This is a genomic window from Microbacterium sp. HMWF026 (assembly GCF_003061325.1).
Taxonomy (GTDB): Bacteria; Actinomycetota; Actinomycetes; order Actinomycetales; family Microbacteriaceae; genus Microbacterium; species Microbacterium testaceum_E.
This window is the reverse complement of sequence record NZ_QAJB01000311.1, coordinates 1-2,098: the sequence shown is the minus strand read 5'-3', so window position 1 is coordinate 2,098 and position 2,098 is coordinate 1. Positions and strand designations below refer to the sequence as shown.

Annotated in this window: 2 protein-coding genes; one reads left to right on the top strand and one right to left on the bottom strand. The window is 71.0% G+C overall.

The features are described 5' to 3' along the window. Nucleotides 1–995: M1 family metallopeptidase (locus DBR36_RS12005; protein ID WP_108319688.1), on the top strand; the 995-nt coding region annotated here is incomplete at its 5' end. A 75-nt stretch (nt 996–1,070) separates the two neighbouring features. On the opposite strand, the gene DBR36_RS12000 is transcribed toward DBR36_RS12005, so the two are convergent. Then, nucleotides 1,071–1,886, bottom strand: coding sequence for a family 16 glycosylhydrolase (locus tag DBR36_RS12000; RefSeq protein ID WP_258222767.1), 816 nt, complete (start codon nt 1,884–1,886; stop codon nt 1,071–1,073). Between the last annotated feature and the right edge of the window lie 212 nt (nt 1,887–2,098).

Here is a 2,098-nt window from a genome sequence, read left to right as displayed (position 1 = left end):
CTCCCGCACCCCGGCGGTCGCGCTGGGGCATCGTGGGGTGGGAGGAGCTCACCGACGGATCGCTCGTCGCGGGCCAGCCGATCGGCGCGCCGACGTGGTTCCCCTGCAACGACCGGCCCGACGACCGTGGGCGCATGCGCATGGAGATCACCGTCGACGACGGCTACACCGTCGCGGCGACCGGGGTGGTCGGGGCCACCACGCGCCGCGGCGGACGGGTCACCACCGTCTTCACCTCGGGCGTTCCGACCGCCACCTACCTGGCCGCGGTGCACGTGGGGCGCTACCGCACGACGCCTCTGGCCGGGAGCGGCGCGGGCGTCGTCCCCGCCGTGACCGTCGCGGCTCCGCCGGCGCTCGCCGCGGCATCCGACCGCGCCTTCTCGAGCGTTCCCGACATGCTCCGTTTGTTCGACCGTCTCTTCGGCGCCTACCCGCAAGAGGCGTGCGCGCTGGTCGTGACCGCCGACGAACTCGAGATCCCCCTCGAGGCGCAGGGGCTGGCGGTGTTCGGCATGAACCACCTCGTGCCCGCCGCGCAGCGGCTCGTCGCGCACGAGCTGGCGCACCAGTGGTTCGGCAACAGCGTCGGGATCGCGCGCTGGAGCGACATCTGGCTCAACGAGGGCTTCGCCTGCTACGCCGAGTGGCTGTGGTCCGAGGAGTCGGGCGGCGACGACGTCGACGCCTGCGCCGCCGAGCACTACCGTCGCCTCGCCACGAAACCGCGCGATCTGCTGCTGGTCGATCCCGGCCCGGACGACATGTTCGACGACCGCGTCTACAAGCGCGGAGCGCTCGCCCTGCACGTCCTGCGTCGGCGGCTGGGCGACGGCGCGTTTTTCGACCTGCTGCGCGAATGGACCTCGGCCCACCGGCACGCCCTCGTCACGACCGACGACTTCCGCGCGGCCGTCGACCGGGCCGGGGGAGCGGATGCCGTCGACCTGCTGTCGCGGTGGATCGACCGCGAGGCGCTTCCGAATCTGCCCTGACCGATCGTCGTGGCCGGCTGCCCGAACCCCGCTGTCACCGCCTGGCGGTGCGCGATCGTCGTCCGGTCGAGGCGATCATCCCTGCCAGCCGCGCACGCGATGCACGACGAACGATTTCGGATACGGACCCTGCGGTGTGCCGGTCTCGAAGATGTCGATGAGAAGGGCGAGGGGATAGTCGGGCGCTTGCGTGAAGCGGCGGAGAACGCTGCCCTCGCACCCGATGACGGTCTCACCGTCGCCCCAGATGACCGTCCAGGTGTGGGGCCTGCGGGCGTCGATGGGCAGACGCTCCTCGTTCATGTCCGTCGTGAGCCGCGTGTCGTGGTGCGCCTTGATGCCGATCCGCGCCCGTGTCGTCTGTGTGCCGATGGCTTCGGCATCGATCTCGAAGATGCAGATCTCGCCCGCATCGTCCGCGGAAAGGTGTTCTGTTCCGACCAGCCAGGCCGCGACCATGGCGCCGCTGTCTGTGGAGGCCGAGATCGTGACGTCGACGCGTCCGCGTGACGGGGCGAACAGCAGCGATGTCGGGACCTCGGTATGTACGGTGAGGCCGTCGGTGCGGTGACGATGCATCCCCCGGGTGGACCCCAGGGGACCCGAGAAGGTCGCGGTCTGCAGGTTCGAGACCCTCAGGGGCGCGTCCTCCGGTCGCCAGTGCGGCTGGTCATCGTCGATGCGTAGCCGGATACCGTTCGGTTCGGCGTTCCACCGTGCGGCGGCACGCTCGCGCGTCGTCCACTGGGGCAGGTAGGCGCTGACCCAGCGAGACGGATCGGGCGCGCCGGTCGCGAAGTCGTCGTCGAGATCGGCCGGACGGGACGGGGGAGCGGGGAGCTTTTCGCCGGCGGTGCGCACGAAGCCTTTGTACCGCAGGTTGCGAGTCACCGGTGGACGCTCGGAAGCGCACGGCTCATAGCAGCGCAGGGTCCGTCGGCGCGACATCGTCGATGAGCGGCCGAGGTCCGGCGGCTGCTCTGCCGGGCGGGAGAGCGCTCGAGACGCTCGAGGCAGGGGTCGTTCGGTGGCGGGCATGACGCCGGGCGTGCGCATCAGAACGGCGGGGGTGTTTCGTCGTCGTCGGGGCCGTCGTCGTCGTC